The organism is Snodgrassella sp. M0110 (assembly GCF_016101465.1).
In the GTDB taxonomy this organism is placed as follows: domain Bacteria; phylum Pseudomonadota; class Gammaproteobacteria; order Burkholderiales; family Neisseriaceae; genus Snodgrassella; species Snodgrassella alvi.
Genome location: NZ_JACFQM010000001.1, coordinates 484,377 through 503,163, shown reverse-complemented (window position 1 = coordinate 503,163; position 18,787 = coordinate 484,377). Strand labels below are relative to the sequence as shown.

The 18,787-nt window shown below is 37.4% G+C and carries 14 protein-coding genes and 5 tRNA genes; 12 read left to right on the top strand and 7 right to left on the bottom strand.

Going from position 1 to position 18,787, the window contains the following annotated elements; all coding sequences use genetic code 11:
• Positions 1-10 precede the first annotated feature (10 nt).
• The 5 genes from H3T84_RS02240 to H3T84_RS02220 all read left to right on the top strand — a co-directional run bounded on the left by H3T84_RS02240 (position 11) and on the right by H3T84_RS02220 (position 533).
• Positions 11-86 (top strand) — tRNA-Gly (locus tag H3T84_RS02240).
• 30 nt (positions 87-116) lie between these two features.
• A tRNA-Gly gene (locus H3T84_RS02235) sits at positions 117-192 on the top strand.
• Positions 193-232: 40 nt separating this feature from the next.
• A tRNA-Cys gene (locus H3T84_RS02230) sits at positions 233-306 on the top strand.
• Between the two features lie 19 nt (positions 307-325).
• Positions 326-400 (top strand) — tRNA-Cys (locus tag H3T84_RS02225).
• A gap of 42 nt (positions 401-442) precedes the next feature.
• Positions 443-533: transfer RNA gene (locus H3T84_RS02220), tRNA-Leu, on the top strand.
• A 615-nt stretch (positions 534-1,148) separates the two neighbouring features.
• Here H3T84_RS02220 and H3T84_RS02215 read toward each other — a convergent pair.
• The 3 genes from H3T84_RS02215 to H3T84_RS02205 all read right to left on the bottom strand — a co-directional run bounded on the left by H3T84_RS02215 (position 1,149) and on the right by H3T84_RS02205 (position 5,025).
• Positions 1,149-2,306, bottom strand: coding sequence for an FAD-dependent monooxygenase (locus H3T84_RS02215; protein ID WP_198217580.1), 1,158 nt, complete (start codon positions 2,304-2,306; stop codon positions 1,149-1,151).
• 42 nt (positions 2,307-2,348) lie between these two features.
• Entirely contained in the window at positions 2,349-3,530 is a 1,182-nt protein-coding gene (locus tag H3T84_RS02210) for an FAD-dependent monooxygenase (protein ID WP_198217578.1), read from the bottom strand.
• Between the two features lie 301 nt (positions 3,531-3,831).
• On the bottom strand, positions 3,832-5,025 hold the full coding sequence (locus tag H3T84_RS02205) for an MFS transporter (protein ID WP_198217576.1): 1,194 nt from the start codon (positions 5,023-5,025) through the stop codon (positions 3,832-3,834).
• Between the two features lie 580 nt (positions 5,026-5,605).
• On the opposite strand from H3T84_RS02205, the gene H3T84_RS02200 reads away from it, so the two are divergent.
• From H3T84_RS02200 to H3T84_RS02170, 7 genes are all read left to right on the top strand, one after another.
• A complete protein-coding gene (locus H3T84_RS02200; protein WP_198217574.1) occupies positions 5,606-6,418 on the top strand; it encodes a hypothetical protein in 813 nt (270 codons plus the stop codon).
• Positions 6,419-7,201: 783 nt separating this feature from the next.
• The gene (locus tag H3T84_RS02195) at positions 7,202-7,684 is read left to right on the top strand and encodes an Lrp/AsnC family transcriptional regulator (RefSeq protein WP_174833706.1); all 483 of its coding nucleotides are present in this window, start codon (positions 7,202-7,204) and stop codon (positions 7,682-7,684) included.
• Between the two features lie 109 nt (positions 7,685-7,793).
• Complete coding sequence (locus H3T84_RS02190; RefSeq protein ID WP_198217573.1) at positions 7,794-8,363, top strand: DUF1415 domain-containing protein; 570 nt, start codon at positions 7,794-7,796, stop codon at positions 8,361-8,363.
• Positions 8,364-8,578: 215 nt separating this feature from the next.
• Complete coding sequence (locus H3T84_RS02185; protein WP_198217571.1) at positions 8,579-10,042, top strand: sodium:proton antiporter; 1,464 nt, start codon at positions 8,579-8,581, stop codon at positions 10,040-10,042.
• Positions 10,043-10,078: 36 nt separating this feature from the next.
• Entirely contained in the window at positions 10,079-10,777 is a 699-nt protein-coding gene (locus H3T84_RS02180; RefSeq protein ID WP_198217569.1) for a pseudouridine synthase, read from the top strand.
• A gap of 1 nt (position 10,778) precedes the next feature.
• Complete coding sequence (locus H3T84_RS02175; protein WP_100116654.1) at positions 10,779-11,420, top strand: trimeric intracellular cation channel family protein; 642 nt, start codon at positions 10,779-10,781, stop codon at positions 11,418-11,420.
• A 491-nt stretch (positions 11,421-11,911) separates the two neighbouring features.
• On the top strand, positions 11,912-12,922 hold the full coding sequence (locus H3T84_RS02170) for a Tim44 domain-containing protein (protein WP_198217567.1): 1,011 nt from the start codon (positions 11,912-11,914) through the stop codon (positions 12,920-12,922).
• Positions 12,923-13,379: 457 nt separating this feature from the next.
• Here H3T84_RS02170 and cls read toward each other — a convergent pair whose 3' ends face one another.
• The 4 genes from cls to H3T84_RS02150 form a co-directional block, all read right to left on the bottom strand.
• Entirely contained in the window at positions 13,380-14,873 is a 1,494-nt protein-coding gene (cls, locus tag H3T84_RS02165; RefSeq protein WP_198217565.1) for a cardiolipin synthase, read from the bottom strand.
• A 202-nt stretch (positions 14,874-15,075) separates the two neighbouring features.
• Positions 15,076-16,140: a uroporphyrinogen decarboxylase gene (hemE, locus tag H3T84_RS02160; RefSeq protein WP_198217564.1), complete on the bottom strand. Its 1,065-nt coding sequence runs from the start codon at positions 16,138-16,140 to the stop codon at positions 15,076-15,078.
• A 60-nt stretch (positions 16,141-16,200) separates the two neighbouring features.
• On the bottom strand, positions 16,201-17,403 hold the full coding sequence (locus H3T84_RS02155) for a heme biosynthesis HemY N-terminal domain-containing protein (protein WP_198186214.1): 1,203 nt from the start codon (positions 17,401-17,403) through the stop codon (positions 16,201-16,203).
• Positions 17,400-18,779, bottom strand: coding sequence for a uroporphyrinogen-III C-methyltransferase (locus tag H3T84_RS02150; RefSeq protein ID WP_232346080.1), 1,380 nt, complete (start codon positions 18,777-18,779; stop codon positions 17,400-17,402). The genes H3T84_RS02155 and H3T84_RS02150 overlap by 4 nt, the downstream gene beginning before the upstream one ends.
• Positions 18,780-18,787: the final 8 nt, after the last annotated feature.

Below are 18,787 nucleotides of genomic sequence, written 5' to 3'. Positions count from 1 at the left end.
AAGTGAATTTGCGGGAATAGCTCAGTTGGTAGAGCGCAACCTTGCCAAGGTTGAGGTCGCGAGTTCGAGACTCGTTTCCCGCTCCAAAAACATGTTCACATGTATAAAGTGAATTTGCGGGAATAGCTCAGTTGGTAGAGCGCAACCTTGCCAAGGTTGAGGTCGCGAGTTCGAGACTCGTTTCCCGCTCCAGTTTTATAATAGTTGCTCTACCCGATTGAGTAATATATAAGGCGGGATGGCAGAGTGGTCATGCAGCGGACTGCAAATCCGTGTACGCCGGTTCGATTCCGACTCCCGCCTCCAGATTATATTAAAGTTTTATGGCGGGGTGGCAGAGTGACTATGCCACAGTGTGCAAAGCTGTGCAGGCCGGTTTAAATCCGTGCCCCCGCCTCCATACAGCACACAGATATGCACAAAAGTGCATTAAAAACTACCCGCCCGGGTGGTGAAATTGGTAGACACAACGGACTTAAAATCCGTCGGCTCTTAAAACGGCCGTGCCGGTTCGATTCCGGCTCCGGGCACCATTTAATGAATCCAGATACACTTAAATGTATCTGGATTCATTACATTTATATTTTAAGAAATACACACTTGTATATTTTGCTTCTTCAACTGCTCTGTGACATACAAACATTAAATTGATACCTGAAATTCTATTGATGATTTTCTACCTCTTACATATATTCCTATACATAAAGAACATGCTCTAACATATTTTATAAAATTTAGAAAAGCAGTAATCAAACTATACTTAGTATTTTTAATAACCATGCATTTTAAAAACATGAATTTAAAGCTGGGTGAAGCGTATAGAACTCTAAAACAGGCACTGAATTCGAAGTAGCTAATACCTTAGGCATATGCAGCCAATAGCAAAACTGATAAAGAACTACAGAGATAAAAAGCCAGCAAATTTATCTAATTTATATTGGTAACAATGAAATTAGCGAAATTCCAATGTTAGATAAATGTTTTATTCAATACTACTATCGTATAAAGCAAAATTTTTTATACAAATCTATATTCTCAATTATGATTAGCTATAATTGAAATATAAATTGAGAATATAAAAATAATTTCATTATTGCTTAATCCAATCATTATTACTCTATCTTTAGCAACAAATCTTTATTATTAAATCATAAACCCATTGCTTCCCGAATCATTCTTTTTTTAATTAAGCCTGAATAATTCACCAGATTCAATCCTTGATTACGAACCCAGCCAATGGCAGGAAAATAGTCATTGGCAAATAATTTGAATAAACCATCACAACTATATTGCATCAGCCTTACTGCTAATAATCTTGATCGCTGATACTGCCTGAGAATAGACCATATACCCGAATCACTGGCATTTGTCAGTAAGTTACTGAGACATTGCACATCTGCAAAACCCAGATTTACGCCTTGTCCGGCCAATGGATGAATAGTATGAGCTGCATCCCCAATCAGAGCAATTCTTTGGCTGACAATTTTTTTAGGCTGTCGCATTATCAGGTCAAAGTTGAACACAGGAGTGGTTAGTGTTAGTTCACCTAACTTTTGATTACCTGCCAAAGCAACTTCCCGTGCAAAACTTTCTTTATCCAGCTTCGTCAGACTTTCTAGGTCAGATGTCGACCATACGATAGAAATCTGCTGCTGTGGTAAAGGTAAATAAGCAAGAATATCACTACCACGAAACCACTGATAAGCACATCCATTATGTGGTTTTTCCGTTTTGAAATTAGCAACAATACCTTGTTGCTGATATGGAGAAGCGGTTACTTCAATACCAACCTGCTCACGCAACCAAGAATTAGCTCCATCTGCACCAACCACTAGCTGACTGCAATAAGTTTGACCATTTTCCAGTGTTATTTTTGCCGACCATACATCGGTAATCACCGATTGAGGACAACTACTGACTATTGCTACCCCCTCTTCCTCCAATGCTAGCCACAATTTTGCCAGTAAATAGCGGTTTTCAACCATAGAATTTAAGCAAGGTACATTTACACTGGAGGCGTCAAAACTAATGCATCCATTACCATCACCATAAACTTCCATATGGTTTACTTTTTGTACTCTTTCTTCCGGCCAAACGCCTAAACTATTTAAAAATTGCTGATTAATCGGACTAATGGCATAAATACGGGCATCCCAAGACTGAGAGAGACTGAGCAAATCTGTTTGAGGTGGCTTTTTTTCAATGATAAGAATCTTTTTACCTTGCTGTTGTAAAGCTAAAGCTAAAGTTGCACCAATCAACCCTCCCCCTAGAATAATGACATCAAAATCATATTGTGTGTTCATGCTCATTTTGCTTTCCATATTGTTTAAACAATAGTATTTATTCTAGATATCGGGATGCGGAGTTACTCCAAAAACCAGTTGTCTGATAAACTTATGCTTCAAAGCAGGCACTGATCCCAAAATACTCATACCCATACCTTGTCCATATGCCAGCCCGCTGTGAGCATGATCAAACAGTTGTACCAGAATATGCGTAAAGCCTACAACTGCACGAGCATCATAAGCACGTATTCGTGCATATTTTCCGGCTAAAGAACTATCATTAAGAGAAATCTTATCTGTCTTACCAAATGTTGCACTTAACATTTCGGCATCACGAACACCGAGATTCAATCCTTGTGCAGCAACTGGATGCATGGTTTGGGCAGCATTTCCAATGCAAATTACTCTCTGGCTATATACCTGGTTAAGCTGACGTAATTTCAATGGAAAAGTTGCCGGCGTTCCCATTTGCTCTAAATGACCTAAGCGATCTCCCATTACAGACTGTAACTGCTGATTAAATTCTGCCACATTCCACAGCTCTCGTTGCAATGCTTCTTCATGAGTACATGTCCAGACCAGTCGAAAATCATTTCTATAAGGTAATAAAGCAAGTGGTCCATTTTCAGTAAAACGTTCATAGGCTATAGCATGATTGCCTACCTCAAACTTTAGAGTATTAACTAAAGCCAGCTGCCGGTAATCATGAGTGTGTACTTTTATATTCGGCAAGCCGGCAGCCAGTTCACCTCCTTCTGCCAGAATCAGCCATTGTGCAGTTAAGTTAAGCCTTCGTTGCTGATAAAAACACTGTGCTGAAGCCCAATGAGTTGTACTTTGTACCTGTTCAACAGTTGTTTGCCATTGCACAGGTACATTATTTTTTTGTAATGCTGTTTCACAAGCCTGTAATAATCTGACGTAATCAATCGTCGCTCCAAGATAAGGTAATCCTATATCCTGTGCTGACATCAGTACACGACCAAAATGATGCTGCCGTGAAACATGTACCTGCCGGATAAAAGTCAAAATTTCATCAGGCAGATATATTCCGGCCTGCCGGAAAGTCTGGATACTATGATATGACAAAGCAAGAGTACGCTGATCATTCAGATTACTGTCAGCAGCTCTGGCCTCCAGTAATAAAACCGATTGATTCTGCTGTTTTAACAACAAAGCAGTAAGCATGCCAACAGGGCCTGCACCGATAATAATAAACGGATAATGTGATAATGGCTGCATAAGCAGTACTCTTAATCAAGACAGTCAAATTCTAACGTAATTTATCCATATAGAAATATAAATCTTATTTACCTGTCAGATTAAATAAAATTCTGGCTAAATTAATATGTAATTCTTTTTTCAAGCACTAAAATTCTATACAAACTTCTTTAGCCTGATAATGAAATAAATATTACTCTTTTACTTAATAGTTTATAAATTGATAAAATTTATTTCGACAGATACAATTACTAAATCAAAAAATATGCAATATAAAACACCATTATAAAAATGGTGTTTTATATGATTTCAATGTTTCTGTTTATGCTTTTTTTCGCATCAACACACCACCAATCAGCATTGCCAGCAACTGCACACTAATTAATACAACAGCAGTCATAAACCACCCTCCACTCTCAAAGGCATGACCACATAATAATGAGCCGGCAAAACCGCCTGCATAATAGCACATATAATACAGACCGGAAGCCAATGAACGGCCTTCGGTTACATTGGCAGCTATATAAGTGATGGTAGAAGATTGGGTAATAAATATGCCACTACTCATAATAGCCAGAGCCAGAACAATTAGCCATAATGGATGCAATAAAGTGATTAACACACCAAAAATTGATAAACTCATTGCAATCAGTACAGTAAGATTGGTACCAAATTTAACAATTAAACGTGCTGATAATGGTGTAATAATCATACCAATCAGATATACGGCAAAAATATTAGCTAATTGTGAACTGCTTAGATTATATGGTGGCTGATCAAGATACAAATTGATATAGGTAAAACAACCAACCAGAGAAAACAGTACACAAAACCCTAATGCACAGGCTGCAAGGACATAATAGTTATGTAAATGATGCCATAAAGTTATTAATGCTGTTGAAACCTGAGGCCTGGCCTCAAATTTTTGGGATGCCGGAAGATTTTTCCATACCCAAACTGCACCTAATATACTGATAATGCCCATTACCATAAAAGCATGCCGCCAGCCAATAAATTCTGTCAGGTACCCCATGAGAAACCGACCAAGAAACCCACCTAATACTGTACCAGAAACATAAAAACTCATTAATTTAATACGGGTATTAACGGAAAATTCCTCGCCTAAATAAGCCAGTAAAACTACAGTTATTCCGGGAACTGCTATTCCCTGAGTAAAGCGTAACCACCATAACCAATTGATACTATAAATAAAAGCTAAGAAAAAAGTCGGTATAGACATAAAAACTATCGAACCGACTATAAAAAATTTACGCCCGAAAGCATCTGAAATCATTCCTAAAAACGGCGACATTAATGCAATAGCCAGAATCGTTGCTCCTACAGTTAAACCCATTGCCGCCGCACTGGCATGAAATTCCTGCATCAATACCGGTAAAATTGATTGAATAGCATAAACATGAACAAAAGCTAGTGCCCCGGTTATCAGTACCGTAATAATTAAAGTCATATTTAATTTTGAACCGGATGAAGTCACAGGTGAATTACGTTTAATCATGAACATTACTCATTCTATTTTCATTACCTAATTAATATATATGCCAGTATTTTTTAAATAAATATTTAACTTATATTTAAATTTTAGTTAAATTTTTTATAGAATCAATTATATCTCTTATTTGGACAATAGTTTTTTTAATTTTGTAATAACTTAAACTAATTAACAATAAAATTTTAGTATTCATATGGTTATCGTTAATTATTTATTAAAAACAGACCATTAATGAATTGAAATTATAGTATTACAAAATTATAAATAAATATTACCTATAACCAAAACAGTTAGATTTAATCAATAATATTAATGTTCATTATGGTTTTTAATGAATATTATCGCTAAACATTTGTAATAAAAATTATGAAATAATATTCTTTTAGTAAATAATAATTGAAAAATATTAATTAATTTTATTACAATATAGCAAAATTGTAGTTTTTTTTTATATTTTGTCAATAAAATGGCTAAATTGATTTGAAATATATGATTTTACTGATTTATTTTATGTTAAATAAAATTAGCATGTAAACGAAAATGATATTGGAAGTATTAATAATTAACCAAGGATGTTGTTTGTAAAATGGAATTGATAAATAAAATAACAGGTGTTTTTCCTGATCGCTCTTTAAAAGTAAATAAGCTGAAAAATGAAGCTTCTTCACGACAAATAGGAAGAGTATTTTGTATATTTTTATGCTTATTATTAGGGATATATTTAGCGGTGGATAATTATCCAGATTTGATTGATGATTATAAAATATCTCGCAATCCAATTGTTGTGGATCATAATATTAGTGGCGAATGCAAGGTTCGACGTTTGATTACTAGTTGTTCCGTAAAAATTTATAATGATGATAGTGGTTTTATTGAGAAAAATTTTTCTTTTTTTGGAAATAGCAAAAGGTATCAGGTACAAGTCATAGCTTTCGCTGATAATCCTTCATTAATGACATTGGATTTAGCGATTAAAACTATGTTTAGTCGATTTTTGATTATTACGGCTCTTATACTAGCAATATTATGGGCGATTTGGTTAATAATCGATTTATTATGCAGGGCACGTAATTCAACAAAAATTATTGATGAAATAAATGGACATAAACTGAAACCAGTTAGTGTTCCAGTTAAGCTTAAATTTCTTCAGACAATAACAATAGCAATATACAAGGGAAAAGATACACAGGGTAAGAATAATAAATATTCAGCTACTTTTAATTCTAAAACAGATGGTGGTCCTATTGTACTCAAGCAGCATTCAAAAAAGAAATACGATGTTTTAGGTGTAATCAGTGATAATAATCCTACACCTATTATTCTTGATGAAAATTTTTCCCGTTGCGATTTTACGGATGAAGAGATTCGCAGAATAAGTAAAATTTTGCAAGAAGGATAAATATTGCGACAGGTAATATGAACTTGTTATCAATTTTATTTTGGGTAAAAAAGGGCGTAAATTACGCCCTTTTTTATTAATCATAACTACTATTTAAAATTTAACTGCTGGATTGTTTCGCGAAGATTATTAGTAAGCCAGAGCAAAATCTATTAAGTCATTTATGTAGGGACATTTTATTCAGGAAGTAATGACTAATAAATCTGTGCGCCATATACCAGTGAATTTAACAGTCGTTTTAGTAAAGCAGAAACACAACCAGTAATGTGAGGTCTATAAACTGATTTTATGGATTTATTACTGGCTGCATTGGGTTGGTTTGCTTAATAAGACTAATGTGATTTAAATAAAAAAAGGAAATACATTACAATAAATGCTTTAAGTATTTCGGAATTGATTTTAGTCAATCGAACAATCTGAACAGCATTAGGGTATAAATTTTTCATCTTACGTAAAAATTCCAACCCTTTTCCGTTGAAATAAGCCAATATTTTATCTCTTGTATAAATCGTATCCAGCTATTATTTGCTGTCATTACTACTTTAAACTGAAAAACCCATTTTTGAGGAAACTAATGATATTAAAAAATTTTTTATATTATTAAATGGGATAGATATTTAAAAAGCATTTTAAATAACTAGTATAAAGTTTAAATTAATGTCAAAATAGAATATATTTGTGTAATTTAGTCCAGTTTTGTATATTGTATCAATCTTAACCTTAATACAACGTCGCTGCCTGTTTCATTGCAGCAGCAATAACTCTCCAGGATCCTTGTATATCATGGCAATAAGTTTTTTAGATAAAACCGACCTGAAAATTTTGCAAGTTTTACAAGACAACGGTCGTCTTACTAATGTTGAGCTATCTGAACGTGTAGCTTTATCACCATCGCCATGTCTGCGCAGATTAAAACAGCTGGAAGAATCGGGGATAATTCGCCGGTATGCAGCTCTGCTTGATCCTTTTCATGTGGAACTGGGTTTACAGGCTTTTATTAGGGTGAGCGTGAATAAAAGCAAACAGTCCCGGGATGAATTTACACTGGCGGTTCAGCGATGGCCTCAGGTACTTAATTGTTTTGCTCTCACCGGTGAATCTGATTATATTCTTCAGGCTTTTTTTTCCGATATGAATGCCTTCTCGCATTTTGTACTGGAAACATTATTGGCTACACCCGGTGTTGAAGATGCTAAATCCAGTTTTGTATTGAAAGAAATTAAGACAACGACATCATTACCTTTAGAACATTTGAATGTCGGTTAAGCAAACTTATTAATAACAAAAAATTAATAACTTGTTGGTAAAGAATGTGTTATTCTCTGGTGCAGCTACGTTACACCAAGTTATCTGCTATATGTATAGATAAATACTTATGTCTGTAATTTCTACTCAAGATAAAGAAATCATTACCATTTGTCGCCACTGGCTGGAACAGGCCGTAATAGGTCTCAATCTTTGCCCTTTTGCCAAAAAACCTTACAATTTGCAAAGATTGCGGTTTGGCGTGAGCCACGCCAGACATATTGATGCATTTCTGGAATTTGTGGAACAGGAAATACAGCTTTTATTACAGACACCGGCACACGAAATAGAAACCACATTATTAATCGAACCCTTATTATTTACAGATTTTGAAGTTTTTCTGGATGCCGTAACATTAGCAGAAAATCTACTTTATGAAATACAAGCAAATGGCATTATACAAATAGCTCCTTTTCATCCGGATTTTCAGTTTGCGGATGAACCTAAAGATGATATCAGTAATTATACTAACCGTAGCCCATATCCTATTTTGCATTTAATCCGGGAAAGTAGTATTGATCAGGCTGTTGCAGCATTTCCAGATGCTGCAACTATTTATGAACGTAATAAAGCGTTATTAAGGAAAATGGGAATAGATGGCTGGACAAAGCTGGCTATAGAATATCCGACACACAAATAAAAATAACTTAACCTAAAATGACAAATATACCCATACAGTTATACCCATACAATCCGAGTCTTTCACCAATACCATATAAACCTATCAACAGCTAACTATTATTTTTCTGGTCTGATACTTTTAGTTAATAACTCACCTTTTATCATATTAATTCTTCAACATCATAAGGAATTATTGTTAAAATCTCTGTATGCTTAAATAGTAAACAATATACAATGTCGCCGATTAAATCTTCTGATGAGCGGTTTACCTTTTCTTTGTCACGGCAAGGTAATCGAATACTGCAATTAATCATTTTAATTATACTCAGTTTAGTTCCTTTTCCTGTACTGGCTGCCGGATTACCTGCCAATGAGTTGAGTTTATGGTGGTGCATCCCCTTTATTGGTACACTTTTATCTATAGCATTATGTCCGATGCTGCTCCCCAAATTATGGCATAATCATAACGGAAAAATCATTAGTATTTGGTGTGCATTATTTTTGTTACCATTGAGCTGGTTTTATGGTACGTCTGAAGGTATATCTATTACTCTGCATGCATTATTTCAGGAATATATACCCTTTATGCTGTTGCTACTGGTTTTATATACCTTGTCTGGTGGTATCTTTATCAATATTAATGGTACGGGTAATGTAAAACTGAATGTGCTGATACTGGCTGCAGGTACAGTACTTGCGGGTGTTATGGGCACAACTGGTGCTGCCATGCTATTTATCCGCCCCTTATTACGAGCCAATGCCCATCGACGCCATCGAACTCATCTTGTGATATTTTTTATTTTCCTCGTTGCTAATATTGGCGGCGGATTAACACCACTAGGTGATCCTCCTTTATTTCTGGGCTTTCTTAAAGGTGTTGGTTTCCAATGGACTTTCAGTCATATGCTGTTACCAGTACTCATAAATACTCTGATTTTACTTTTGATATTTCTTTGTATTGATCACTATTTATTACAACAAGAGACGAGTACTGATAATAAAGTTAAAGTACAGAAAACTATTTTTTCATGGTCTGTTCAGGGTAAAGCCAATCTGTTGTTATTATTTGCTGTTACCGGAGTAATATTAATTTCCGGTTTATATAAAAATGCACCGACATGGTATGTTTACGGAGTTGAAATCAGTTCAGTTGCATGGATACGTGATGGCTTACTATCAATCATTACCTTATGTTCGCTTAAATTAACACCGGCAAAAATACGCCGGCAAAATGACTTTAACTGGACTCCAATGGCGGAAGTAGGCAAATTATTTATCGGTATTTTTATTACTATTGCACCCGTTATGGCTATGTTACAACTCGGAGGCACGGGGAATTTCAAAATATTGATAAATATCATTGAGCATAATGGTGAACCTGTCAATACTCTCTATTTCTGGCTGAGCGGTTTATTATCCGGCTTTCTGGATAATGCACCTACCTATCTGGTGTTTTTCAACCTTGCAGGTGGTGATGCAGTCACACTAATGCAACATTTACCGGCCACATTAACAGCTATTTCTATGGGTTCAGTATTCATGGGGGCATTAAGTTATATTGGTAATGCTCCTAATCTCATGGTTAAATCCATTGCCGAACAACATCAAATTACTATGCCAGGCTTTTTTGGCTACATGGGTTGGTCTGTTGCTTTACTTATTCCGGTTTTTTTGCTGGATACTTTGCTGTTTTTTTAACTTATCAGGATAACCGGTTATTAAGGTTTATTAGTCATGCAATTAATAAAATACCTGCAAGCACAAGGTTTGGGTAGTCGCAAGCAATGTCAGGCATTAGTTGCCGATAGTGCCGTACAAATTAATAATAAACTCTGCAATGATCCTCATATGGAGATCAATCCACAAATGGTAAGCAGTTTACACATTGATGATGTAAGCCTGATACCAGTCCCTCTTCCTTACTTCTATATTCTGCTCAATAAACCAGCAGATTATGAAACCTCGCATAAACCACAATTTTATCCAAGTGTTTTCAGTTTATTACCAGAACCATTGCGACATCTTGACATGCAGGCTGTAGGTAGACTGGATGCAGATACAACCGGTGTACTGATTCTGACTAATGATGGTCAGTTTAATCACCGTTGCACGTCACCAAAACATAAACTTCCAAAAATTTATCGTGTCAGTTTGAAGCATGCTGCAGACAAAAAACTGTGTACTATTTTAAAAAACGGGGTCTTGTTGCATGATGACAATGAAATAGTAACAGCACAGGCCGCTGAGTTAACTGACCCGTATACCTTGCTGCTTACGATTACTTCAGGTAAATATCATCAGGTTAAGCGTATGGTTGCGGCCGCAGGCAATCGTGTTTCCGCTTTGCATCGCTGTGCTTTCGGACAATGGGAAACTGATCATTTACCCACTGGAGAATGGCGTTTTTTTCAACCAGAATCTGACTTGAAGTAACATGCCTAATACAGATTTTATTTTTCAATTGATAAGTATAATCGGAACTGCCGCTTTTGCTGTATCCGGCTATCTGGTTGGTTTCCGCAAAAGGCTGGATATTCTGGGCGTAGTGATTGTAGCTTTGCTAACTGCAGTAGGCGGAGGCATGATGCGTGATGCTCTGGTTGGCCACATTCCTATGATTTTTAAAAATAATACTGCATTATGGACTATTTTCATTACACTAGTAATTTCTTGGGTATGTCATTTGCAGTATTACCGTCATCGTGTATTGACTGTATGGTTTGTCGTTGCCGATGCACTGGGACTAGCCGCTTTTAGTTTGACAGGCGCGCAAGTCGGCCTTGATCTTGAGTTAAACTGGTTTGGGGTAATTACACTGGCATTTGTAACAGCAGTAGGTGGCGGCATATTACGCGATATACTGGTAAATGAAGTACCCATTATTTTGCGCAGCGATATTTATGGCACTATTGCTATTTTACTTGGTCTGCTATTGTGTTTGCTGGATCACTGGAAAATGGTTACACCAGTGAGTATCAATATTTTATTTATTGGCGGAGTAATAAGCCGTTTATTCGCTTATCATTACAATATTACCCTGCCGGGATTTCAAAAGAAAAAAAATTACAAAATATAACAAAACTATAAGAACTTTCTCAGCAAAAAACAGTCTAAGTCATTAAGATGATATCTATACGCAGCAACAAGCGTATAACTTAAAGATTTAAAATGGTTTTTAGTATTCTCTTGTCGAAACATTATTTTAGCCCTCTGCTGCTTCTCCCCTTGGCACAGAGGGTTCTTTTTATTCTCAATCTTTGATTGCCATTTAACCCATACAATAAAACTAATGGATATACCATAAACACATATAATTTTTAGTTCTGATATTTAGTTACTATTGTCTTAATTTATTCAGATTTATAGTATGAATTAATGATAAATATTTTTATAATCAATTATGTTTATACTAATTTCATACGATACAATACTGTCTTTTTCGCAAAAGCCACCATAAAACCGTAAAAGAGATTAAATAATTACTACATTTTTGCTTGAAATCTTATTTTTCAGCGCTATGTACGGTAGAGTTAGTTTTAATATTTCTGATGTGAAAGTATCCAAGTGATGGAAAATAGAAAATTACGCTATATAGCTTCAGCATTAATCCTTTGTCTGACACTAAGTCCACTGGCTGAAGCCAAACGAATTGGCGGCGGCAGTAATCGTGGAATGTCACGCTCCAATTACTCCAACTCTTATTCCAACTCCGGACGCAATGATTATCGTGCTAACAACCAGAATAATTACTCTGGTCAGACACAGCCTCGCTCAAGCAATACCGGTCGGATAATTGGTGCAGGTGTAGCTGGTGCGACGATTGGAGCCCTTGCCGGTCATGCAATGGCTAATCATAATCAGCAGCAATCTAATGCACCAGCTCCGAATGCTGATGGTAATTACAGTGAAAACACCAATGATAATAGCGTAGCAGCTACTCAATCGACCAATAATGATCAGCTACAAGTACAGTCACAACCAGAGCAAAAAAATGGTTTTAGCTGGCTTTGGCTACTTATTATTGCATTAGGCGGCTTTTATCTTTACCGTCGTTTTACCGGCAAAAAAAATCATCAGTCCAATATACCTTACGCGGGTACTGGAAAGTATGGAAATTTTAACTCATCAAATATTAATGGCAATAGTAACAGTACCAATATATTTGGACAAAAAATTGTAAGCAATAATAATTCCATACCACATAATTCATCTACTATGGTAGACGGAAGCAATCCAGATGCATTTCTGCGCTTTGCCCGCCAGCGTTTTAATCATGTCCAGTCAATGAACAACGCTTCTAATCTGGAAGAAATACGTCGCTACTTTACTTCAGATATGTTTGCAGATATTCGTAATGATATTATGAATAATCAGGATACAGCTGAATTTAGTAATCTTAATACCGATCTAGTAGACAATACTCAGGAAAATGGTCAGTATGTTGCCAGTGTACGATTTAGCGGTTTGGTAAGTGAAGAGTTGGGCAGTCCACAACAGCCATTCAGTGAAATCTGGCATTTTGTTAAACCGATTGGTAGTCAGCAAGACTGGCTGATTGCCGGCATACAACAGAATTAATCAGTAACTGCAAAGAAATAACCAATATTTCACTTAATATGTTTAAAAGCACTGATAATATCAGTGCTTTTTTACTTAAAATATGGGACAAATATCATTATTCAAACACGATAATCCCGTTTATAACGTATTGATAAAAAAGTAATGCCGTCTATATTTTCATTATCCGGACATCAATCATGCGTTTCAAAATATACATTACCATAATATTCTTTGAATATCATTGAGTTAACATTATTTACAAAACCGCTGTTTATGATATTGATTTATATTTTTATTAATTACTCTATTACCGAATTAGTGTTGTATTAATAATTATTGAATACAAATAATATAAGCACATTCAAACTAAAGTTGATTTTTAAAAATATTACATACTTAAAACATTTTTCTTCACACCATATTAAAGAATAATGAAATAAAAACTGCCGGCAGCACTGTTATTGGTATGAATAATTTATAACAACGGACCAACCAGACGCACTGTATTCTCCACCAGCCCCCACCACTTTGAACGAGCCTGCCATGTTTTCAGTTCGATAAATTCACAAGCTTTCAAATAAGTACTCTGTAATGCCACTACTTTTTCAGTCATACTTTCATCATAAATAGCCAGACTAATTTCCATATTGAGATAAAAACTGCGCATATCCATATTTACAGTGCCAAACAAAGTGTAATCACTATCTACAGTTAAAGTTTTAGCATGTAACAGCCCACCCTTAAACAAAGCAATTTTCACCCCAGCCTGTAATAGTCTTGGATAATATGCACGTGAAGCATATTTCACCAGCATTGAATCCACTGCTTCCGGTACAATCAGAGTAACATCCACTCCCCTGGTAGCAGCCGTAGTTAAAGCCAGCAGCAAAGCATCATCCGGAACAAAATAAGGCGTCGTAATAATAATACGTCGTGTAGCGGCATGAATTGCATTAACAATAGTGTCGTAAATAACCGGACTGCCTTGCTCAGGTGCTGAAGGAATCACCTGAACTACTACACCACTTTGTTCCTGTTGTGCAACTTGCAGATTATGCATGAGCGCCTGTTTACCGTAACTGTCTACCCATTGCTGTACCTGCATTAAATTAGATTCAGTTTCTACTGCCATATCACCGGCAAATACTGCTGCCAGAGGTTGTACCAGACTTCCTTCACAACGCATCATCACATCAACCCATTGTCCGACACCGGCATTTTTTTTGAAAAAACGCGGGTCGACCAGATTAAAACTGCCGGTATAGCCAATTTTCTGATCTATAACCGCAATTTTACGATGATTACGCAAATCTGCACGTACAAGAAAAGTGCGCCATAATTGAACGGGTAAAGCTTCAGTCAATGTAATACCCGCATTGCGTAAACGCTGAGGCCAGTCACTACGCCAGAATTTTACACTACCAATACTGTCAACCAGCATACTGGTAACCACACCTCGTTGTGCTGCTGCAATGGCATCATTCAGCAATTCAATAATTTCTCCCTGCGGATCAACAATATAAAAAGCCAGTAAACAGCTTGTTTTCGCATGCTGAATATCATAACGAATGGCGGCAATGATTTCTTCATCATTGGTAAGAAGCTTTAAGTGATTGTATTCGGTAGCCTCAAATCCAGTTTTATCGGCTGCAATCAAACTGATACCATGATAACGTTCATTCAGACCACTACAAGCATGCTGATTGAAATTATGCAGATATTTATTACTGAATCCCTGATAAAATTTCACCAGTTCATTCTGACGACGTAGCCGGCGTGAACCCAGCCTGGGTTCACCAATTAACAAGTAGCCTACAGCCCCGACTAAAGGAAAAGCCATTAACATCAGAATCCAAGCAACGGAAACTCCTGTATTACGCTGATGGTATAACACTCTCACTACCAGAACAGTAACCACAATCACATGTAATACAACAAGAATTTCAGCCCAGGGTATATCATGTAACATATAAGTAAACCAATTATTTAATGTCTAGAATATAGTAGATTATAAATGGATAAATAATCTATATAATGAATTGAGATAAATATCAGATAAAAAATTCTGGCAGGTACAGAAAACTAAGTCTGTGACTGTCAGAAATAGCAAGTAATTATTCACATCATTTATTTGTTTCAGAATTAATTAATATTCTCTGAAATAAAAATAATTAATTCTGATGATATTCTGTAGAAATGCGATGTACCGCATCTACTGCACATTTCACCATTTCCGGATTAGTATATTGATTGATACCATGACCCAGATTAAATACATGTCCGCTGCCAGCTCCGTAAGCAGCAAGTAAACGCTTAACTTCGTCTGTAATACTTTCTGAATCACCAAATAGAGCCAGCGGGTCAAGATTTCCCTGTAATGCCACCTGCTGTCCGACCAACTGACGTGCCTGCTGTAAATTGACAGTCCAGTCCACGCCTAACGCATCAGCACCCAGTGCAGCTAACTGTTCCAGCCACTGGCCACCGCCCTTAGTAAATATAATGACTGGTACCCTACGACCATCTGCTTCACGCTGTAAGCCTGAAACGACCTGTTGCAAATAGCGTAAATCAAACTCCTGAAAAGCTTTATCGCTGAGAATTCCGCCCCATGTATCAAAAATCTGTACGGCCTGTGCACCTGCAGCTATCTGTTCATTTAAATAAGCTGTTACTGTCTGCGCATTAATATCCAGTATCCGGTGTAACAATTGCGGTCGCTGATAAAGCATGGTTTTCAATAAACGAAAATCCCGACTGCTTTCTCCTTCAACCATATAACAGGCTAGTGTAAACGGACTGCCAGAAAAACCAATTAACGGTACACGACCGTTCAAAGCATTACGTATACTATGAACAGCATCGAACACATAGCGCAAACGGTTCATATCAGGAACCTGTAAACGTGTCACATCCTTTTCATACTGCAACGGATGAGTAAATTTAGGTCCTTCACCTTCGACAAAATGCAAACCCAGCCCCATTGCATCCGGTATAGTGAGAATATCGGAAAACAAGATAGCAGCATCCAGTGCAAAACGCTCCAATGGCTGAAGAGTCACCTCTGTAGCCAGCTCTGGATTATGACAAAGTGCGAGAAAACTGCCGGCTTTCGCCCGTGTTTCTCTGTATTCCGGTAAATAGCGTCCAGCCTGTCTCATTAACCATACCGGCGTATATTCAACCGGCTGCTTTAGTAAAGCACGTAAAAAAGTATCGTTATGTAAAACTGCCATAATTAACCTCAGGCAGTTAGTACATACAGTACCAACTGCCTGTTAAATAAAAACTAAAAATTACAACTCATCATTATTACCAATTGTGGCCAGAATTTCATTACGCTGCTGCTCGGCAGCCTCGCTCTGACCGGATTGCTCCAGTACTTTAGCTAATAACAATCTGGTTACATTATTATTACTGGCCTGCAAACTGGCTTCGAGATAAGTTTTTGCCTTTCCCCAAAGTTGTTGCTGATAACTTAACTCACCCATCAACAATAGTAAGTCCGGGTCTTGCGGATTTTGTTGTAACCACTTATCGACGGTTACCATATTTTTTTGCTGTTCTTTACTGCTTAGATATTGATTGGCCTGATTAAATGCAGGTAATAGTGAAGCATCATGAGTGCGCGGATAATATTTTTTTACCCATTTCAATGCCTGAGTATACATACCTAGCTGAAGATATTTTTCTGCAATGTTTGCACTAAGTGTACTTTCACGTTCATCTACCGGAATCAAATTAAGACTACTTTTCAGCTCACTCGGCTCTTTAACATTTGCCAGTAACTGTCGATAAGCCCAATATTGGTAATTATGCTGTTCGCTTTTGCTTAACGCTCCTGCGTGGCTTAATTTATCAACTGCTTCCAAAACACCCTGAGCATCATGCTTTTCCCAGTCATATCGTAACTGCAGCTTAACAAGCTGGGTTAAATTCGGATTGATTTTGGCTGCTGCTTCCAGTGCACTTCTGGCTTGCTGATTATTGTGCTGTGATAAAGCTGATTGAGCCAGAAGCAAATAGCGGGAAAGCTGCTGCTTTTCCGGTAACTTTGCAATTTCATCTAAATAACGGTCTCGTGTTGTACTGTCATCCATCTGATCAGCACTATGGGCAGCCAGTAATAAGGCCAGAGCACGACTGTGCTGCCCCTGTTTATTACGTAAGACCCGCTCAGCCTCACGCTCAGCAAACTGATAGCGACCTTCAAAGTAGGCTAAACCAGCATGATTTAATGCTGTTTCAACCTGATGACGCTGATGATTGATACGCCAGTGATGCCAGTGACCGGGTAAATGCACAAAACCCATAACAATGCGTAAAAATATATACAACAGCACTACCGTTAGCAACACAAGACCAATAAACAGCTGTAGATTGATACGTATCAGAGTTTGCTCAACTACAATATACACATCACCACTGTAATATTTCGCACCCAGTACGACACCCACTGCAACAATAAATAGAACAATCAACCATAATAGAGATCTCATAATGAATGGTCTCCTTGTCTGGAAGATGACGCTGCAGAAGCATTATTACTGTTTATAGGGCTAGTCTGTTGTTGTTCGGTATGTACCGGTACATTGCTGGCAGATGATGCACTTAAATCCGGCAACGCCGTTGACATATCCATTCCAGACTGATTCTGGTATTCACGTACAGCAGCCAGGCTGGCTGACAGACTATTGTCCTGACTAGTTTGCACGTTAAGTGTCTTTAACTGAGTTAATTCTTTCAGCCACGACTGTGTTGCTGCTGAACCACCGTCAAAATATTGCTTGACAGCAGCTTCTGCACCATTTAAATCAGCAACATAGACTTCTCCGCGGCGCTGAATCAGAGCAATACGTGCATCCAGCAATCGCAGCCGCAGATTTTCACGTACAAAATATATTTGTTCAGGCGACATTAGCATTGAATCATTGTGATTAATGTGACGCACTTCTACCATACTGCGTAAAGAGTGCAAAGTATTTTGCCATGTACGCTGCCACCATGAAGCATTTGGATTCACCGGTGTATTACTTGTCACTCCGGGCTGTAACTGATTTTCAATTACTAACGGCAGACCTGCTATAGCAGACTCAAGACGATTTAGACGCAATGAAACACTGGCAACATCCAGATAAGGCCGGTTTTTCAGATTTTCCAAATCACTGCTTATAGCCTTTTTGATAGGCAACAATTGCGGCTGGTCAAAGCGAGATAGCCGGCCATCCAGACTTTCAAGTACATTAACTGCAACAGGAACATTACCGGAAATCAGCAACTGCTGAGAGGCAAGATTCAATGTAGCTTCTATTTCATCAACCAGCCAGTCAGTGCGATTTTTTACCAGCTCCTGATAGGCACGGATAAGCCGGTCTACATTATCACCCTGAGTTTTCTGTTGGGTTTGAATTTCCTGCAACTGACGACTTAACTCATCAATGCGTGTCAGGCTGGTTTCTATCGAAACAGCTGTTTTGCTGGCACTAATTCCAGCATTGTCGATTTTCTGATCAAATTGTATCTGCTGGTTTTTAAGCTGATTCTGCCCTTCAACAAATAAAAACCCACTGGCTCCCAGAGCCAGTAATGATAATACCAGCGCGCCCAGAGCAATTCCCTTACCTGAGCCGGATTGCGACTGTTTTGCCGGAGATGGCTGAACAGGAATACTAGATGCAGAAGCATCTGATACTGTGTTGTTTTTTTGGGAATTCATAGTTTGATGTGTCGTGTTTTGATCTTTATTGGTAGCTTCAGTAATCGCAGAAGTAGCCGATTCGTGCGGAGCACTAACTTCGCCTTGTTTATTCACCAGCAATGGCTGCTTTTCCTGTTCAGGAGGTTGGCCAGCCTGTGCATTCTGTTGTTCACTCATTCGGTATA